General features: G+C 64.1%; 6 protein-coding genes. 1 reads left to right on the forward strand and 5 read right to left on the reverse strand.

The window, feature by feature from the left end:
* Nucleotides 1-132: 132 nt before the first annotated feature.
* Nucleotides 133-1,749 carry an NAD+ synthase gene (locus QZY48_RS11280; RefSeq protein ID WP_295430953.1) on the forward strand — a complete coding sequence of 539 codons (1,617 nt, stop codon included), beginning with the start codon at nucleotides 133-135 and terminating at the stop codon, nucleotides 1,747-1,749.
* A gap of 107 nt (nucleotides 1,750-1,856) precedes the next feature.
* Here the strand turns inward: QZY48_RS11280 and QZY48_RS11285 are convergent, their stop codons facing one another.
* The 5 genes from QZY48_RS11285 to QZY48_RS11305 all read right to left on the reverse strand — a co-directional run bounded on the left by QZY48_RS11285 (nucleotide 1,857) and on the right by QZY48_RS11305 (nucleotide 5,033).
* Entirely contained in the window at nucleotides 1,857-2,237 is a 381-nt protein-coding gene (locus QZY48_RS11285; RefSeq protein WP_295430954.1) for a hypothetical protein, read from the reverse strand.
* 694 nt (nucleotides 2,238-2,931) lie between these two features.
* A complete protein-coding gene (locus tag QZY48_RS11290; protein WP_295430955.1) occupies nucleotides 2,932-3,168 on the reverse strand; it encodes a hypothetical protein in 237 nt (78 codons plus the stop codon).
* A complete protein-coding gene (locus QZY48_RS11295) occupies nucleotides 3,165-3,458 on the reverse strand; it encodes a nucleotidyltransferase domain-containing protein (RefSeq protein WP_295430956.1) in 294 nt (97 codons plus the stop codon). The genes QZY48_RS11290 and QZY48_RS11295 overlap by 4 nt, the downstream gene beginning before the upstream one ends.
* Nucleotides 3,459-3,618: 160 nt before the next feature.
* Nucleotides 3,619-4,440, reverse strand: a complete 822-nt coding sequence (locus tag QZY48_RS11300; protein WP_295430957.1) for an HAD-IIA family hydrolase — start codon at nucleotides 4,438-4,440, stop codon at nucleotides 3,619-3,621.
* Nucleotides 4,441-4,454: 14 nt separating this feature from the next.
* Complete coding sequence (locus tag QZY48_RS11305) at nucleotides 4,455-5,033, reverse strand: DUF3501 family protein (RefSeq protein ID WP_295430958.1); 579 nt, start codon at nucleotides 5,031-5,033, stop codon at nucleotides 4,455-4,457.
* Nucleotides 5,034-5,220: the final 187 nt, after the last annotated feature.

A 5,220-nucleotide genomic window follows, 5' to 3' on the forward strand; every position in this document is an offset into this window, starting at 1 on the left:
AACGACAACGACAACGACAACGACAACGACAACGACAACGACAACGACAACGACAACGCCGGTGTTTGTGTCTAACTTGTTCATGACTCGTTGCTTAGCCTGGTTTCGCCTCACACCAATCCGGAGTTCACCGTGGGTTGCCGCATCCAAATCGCTCAATTGAACCTGCTGGTGGGGGACGTCGCCGGTAATGCCGGTCGCGTCATCACCGCGGCGCACCAGGCCCGGGCGGCCGGGGCGGACCTGGTGGTATTCCCGGAACTGACCTTGACCGGCTACCCGCCGGAGGACCTGTTGTTGCGCCCCGAGCTGATCGCGCGGGTGGAGTCGGCCCTCGCCCGGGTCTGCGCCGAGGTCCGGGGCATCACCCTGGTCCTGGGCTATCCGCGGGCAACGGCGGACGGACTGTTCAACATGGCAGGGGTCATCCGCGACGGCGTGCTGGTGGCCGAATACGCCAAGCAGGAACTGCCCAACTACAGCGTCTTCGACGAGAAGCGTTACTTCCAGCCGGGCCGGGCGGCCCTCGTCCTCGAGCACCGGGGGCTGCGCCTGGGCTTGAGCGTCTGCGAGGACATCTGGCAGGACGGCCCCACCGCGGCGGCCGCGGCGGCCGGTGCGCAGGTATTGATCAACCTCAACGCCTCCCCCTTTCACGCCGGCAAGCGGGCCGAGCGCGAGGACCTGGTGGCCCGCCGCGCCCTGGACCACGGATTGACCATCCTCTATGCCAACCTGGTCGGCGGTCAGGACGAACTGGTCTTCGACGGCGGCTCCTTCGTCGTCGATCGGGAGGGTCGGGTCCGGGCCCGTGCGGCCCAGTTCCGGGAGCAGGCCCTGCTGGTCGACCTGGACGACGACGGCAGGCCCGGCGGGGACGCCGCGGGGGGCCTATCCGGCGGGCCGGACACCCAAGACGAGGCGGCGATCTACCAGGCCCTGGTCTTGGGCGTGACCGACTATGTGCGCAAGAACGGCTTCAGCGGGGCCGTGCTCGGCCTCTCCGGCGGGGTGGATTCGGCCCTGACGCTGGCCATCGCGGTCGATGCCCTGGGCGCCGACCAGGTCGAGGCGGTCCTGATGCCGTCACGCTACACCGCGGACATGAGCAACGAGGACGCCCTGGAGCAGGCCCGGCGGCTCGGGGTCCGGACCCATACCATCCCCATCGCACCCGCCTTCGACAGCTTCCTCGCCATGCTCGAACCCGCCTTCGCCGGCCGGGCGCCGGACGTGACCGAGGAGAACATCCAGGCGCGCTGCCGCGGCGTCATCCTCATGGCGCTGAGCAACAAACAGGGCCGCATCCTGCTCACCACCGGCAACAAGAGCGAGATGGCGGTCGGCTACGCCACCCTCTACGGCGACATGGCCGGCGGCTTCGCACCCATCAAGGACTGCCCAAAGACGTTGGTCTATCGCCTGGCCCGCTACCGCAACGGCCTGGACCCCAGCATCCCCGAGCGCGTCCTGACCCGCGCCCCCTCCGCCGAACTGCGCCCGGACCAGACCGACCAGGACAGCCTGCCCCCCTATGAGGTCCTGGACCCCATCCTGCGGCTCTATATCGAAGAGGACCAGGGGGTGGACGCCATCTGCGCCCAGGGTTTCGCCGAGGCCGTGGTACGCAAGGTCACGCGCCTGGTGGACCGCAACGAATACAAACGCCGCCAGGCCCCGCCCGGCGTGCGCATTTCGCAGCGCGCCTTCGGGCGGGATCGGCGTTATCCCATTACCAGCGGGTTTTGAATATCAGCGTGCACGCGATACCGCTGCGAGACTGGACGTCGTCCGTCGCTCCGGTAGGGAGCCGGAAGGAAGTCTCCGGGGATAGTGCGCCGACGTTGGTCGCGACTTCATTTCAGGGCCGAAGCAAACGACTTTTTCACCGGGCCGACAATTGAAGTCAGATCGGCTAGCCGCACGGTACTGAACGCAATCCCATGCTTTTCGGCTTGTTTTGAAAATACGTCCTGAGCCAGAGAACGCTCCGGCACGATAAGCTTCTCCGGCCATTGCCTCTTGGTTTCCCATGCCTTTTTGAAGAGGGCTTCCACCTCTCCTTCTTCCGGATTTTCGTCGGCCACCTTGGACAACAAGTGCCCGAACACATAGGTACTGGCGGCGTCCATAAGGACGTAGATATCATAGGGCTCATCCTGAACCAACAAGGACCGCTGATTTAGCTTGATAGCTATCCATAGCTCGTTTACCTTGAACTGATTTGACCTGAGCATCCGAGAAACCCCTGTATCTTGTTTACGGAAGACTGGAGACTGGCCGTGTCGAGTTGTAAGCGGGTGCGAGTCTTGGCCACATCAGGAACAAGACGTGGATTACACGCTATTGCCAACGAGGCTTTTACTAAGACACGCGACACCTGTGGGCTTGTGCCGCACAAACGAAATTTGACTCAATTTGTTCAGACTTTGGTTCACTCAAGAACAATAAAGTTTCATGAGCCTTAGTCGCCTATGCATTGCGATTTTTAGCGAGGATATCAATTGGGCCCGTATCGAAATACAAAAAACGTGTTGGATAAAGAGCGATGCCAGCGAAAAGGACTCTAGTTTCTGCAGCGTCTCTTTATCGTTGGGAAATCTTGGGATTTTCCGGGCGATTCCCAAGCGAAACACCTTTACGCGCTTCGATTCTGTGAAGGCTGGCGTCATATTATGGTCCCAGTGTGGAGTCCAAGGAGGATAGAATATTCGCCCCGCGCCGAACGGCTTGAAACTGGCACCAATTGGCAGCGTCGGCGGTCCAAAAGAGGTCAGAAAACGCTCCGGACGGGGCTACTGAGACTGTGAAAGTATTATGCTATTGTAAATCATGGAGATTGCTCAGCGCTCCGAGGCGAAATCGGGACGAAATCGGCACAAAATAGCAATTTTCGGCGATTTTCTCTCGAAACCGCATCACGATTAAGCGCTATATAACTGATAAAAAAGGCTCGAATACTTGCCCAGTCTCTACTGCCCCGTCCGGAAGGGCATAACGGATCGCGTAGGCGTCCAGGCGCTCCTGGTCCGTTTCCGAGAGCGCATCAAGGGCGCTTGCCGTCAGCGGGAAGAGGGCCGTAACGCCCGCGTGGGTCGCGGCGAGCCGGTCGGCGGTCTGTGCCAAGGCCGCGAGCGCATCTTCCAAGACCGGTACGCGCTGACTCATAGGGGGCATCCTTCTTCCCGGGCCTGCCGCATAAAGGCGGTCGTATGCCCCGGGTTGATCACCAGGTCTACCGGTTGACGCAGTCCCCTTTCCAACGCACGCTGCAACGCTTGGCGGGCAAGAAACAGGTTGTCATCCGGGAGCCGGTCGGGCTCCACGTAGAGGTCGATGTCGCCCCCGCGGGCGCTCTCGTCCAGTCGCGAGCCGAACAGCCAGATCCCGGCGCTTGGGCCGAAGCGCGCCTGCACCAGTGTACGGATGACGACGATGTCCTCGGGTGAGAGTCGCATGGGCCGATTGCCCTTGAGGTCTGGGAACCCCAAGCATAGCGGGTCTGGGGGTGAGGAGCCAACGGGACTGTAGGGCCGCGTCAGCCCGTGCGGCCGCCCTCACGGCGACCTGACGAGCGCGGCCAGCACGCCGACCAGAGTGAACGTGATGATGAGATCCTCAGTCGGGAGCGAGCAACCCGGGGAAAGCCCCGTCGAGGGCCTCGATCAGCCGATCCAGGTCAGGGGCATCGAAGTCCGGTCGCGGCAGGCCGGCGACCCAGTCCCGACCGGGCGGGAAGCGGCCGGTGCGCACCAGGGCCGTCCACATGCCCAGCCGCTCGGCCCCGACGATGTCGGTGTCCGGCCGGTCCCCGATCATGAGACAGGCGGCGGCGGGAAGGCCCAGTTGCCCCAAGGCCATCTCATAAAGAAGCGGCTCGGGCTTGCCGATGAAGGTGGGGGTGACGCCGGTGGCCGCCGTGAAGGGCGCCACCAGTGCGCCGCAGCCGGGCAGGACCACCCGTTGGCCGTCGCGCATCCCGTCTACGGTCGTGTCCGGATTGGTGGCCACCAGGCGCGCCCCGCGGCCCAGGATCAGGTTGATCCCGGTCGTCAGGGTCGCGAAGTCGAGCCCGACACCCTCACCGACCACCACCGCGTTGGCATCACGCTCGTCGCGGCTGCCCACCGCGCTCAAGGCGGCCTCCAGTGCGCCGGCCCCGACGGCGAAATAGCGCAGCCCCGGCCGCTCGCGGCTCAACCAGCGGGCGGTGGCCAGGGCCGAGGTGAGAATGTAGCGCGGGTCCGGGCGGGGCAGCCCCATCGCCGCGCAGGCCGCGGCGATCTGCTCGGGGGTGCGGATCGGGTTGTTGGTAACGAAGCAGTGGGGGCGACCGGCCAGCCGGCCGAGCAGGCGTGCGGCACCGGCCAGGGGCCGGTCCCCCTGGAACAGGACCCCGTCGACGTCGATCAGCAGTGCGTGCGGGGGCGGGCGGGTCATGGTGCTCCTGGGCTTCACGCCAAGTCCGCGGCCAGGCAGGCGCGCACTTGCGGGCCGACCTGGGTTTCATAGCGATAATCCGGGTGGTCGCTGCCGATGCCGATCGGCGCCCCCGCCGTGACGGCCGCCGCCATCGCCGGGGTGAGTTCAAAGCGTAAAAAGTGTACCGCGGAGGTCTTGGTCGCGTCCTCCCGCTCCAGGTCCTCGTCCGCGATGGCATAGACCCGGCCCTGCCCGGCGACCTGGACCCAGACCCGCGTCTCGATCCCGCGCAGGCGCACCAGGGCCGCACGGCGCTCCTGTTCGTCGTCGTACTCGATCATGAAGGTCGCCTTCCAGTTGCACCCGTCCGGGACCAGCGGATTGTACGCGTCCAATTCGTCCTGGATGCCCGCGGACTCGAAGATCCGCTCCGCCCGCAGCATCTCCTGGACCTGATACTGCATGGTCAGGCGGTCCTCGAAATAGAGCGTGGCATGGGCGCCCAGGGCCACCCGCCGGTCCTGCTTGTGGGCCATGACCCGGGCGCGGAATTGCGGGCGGCACCGCGCGTACTCCTCGAGACTATAGAGATCGGCTCTTGTCAGTTGCATGGTCTGTCCCGCTGGTTCCAGGGAAAAATAATCTCTCATTTGTGTCTCGGTGAGAGGGTTCAAGAGAAAGGCGTGGCCCGGGAACGGCGCACTGATAAGGAGAATGCTGTTGGCGTCGTTGTCGTTGTCGTTGTCGTTGTCGTAATCGAGGTTGTAGTAGTGCCCCGGATTCTCTCGCACCCCAAGG

The organism is uncultured Thiodictyon sp. (assembly GCF_903828115.1).
Taxonomy (GTDB): Bacteria; Pseudomonadota; Gammaproteobacteria; order Chromatiales; family Chromatiaceae; genus Thiodictyon.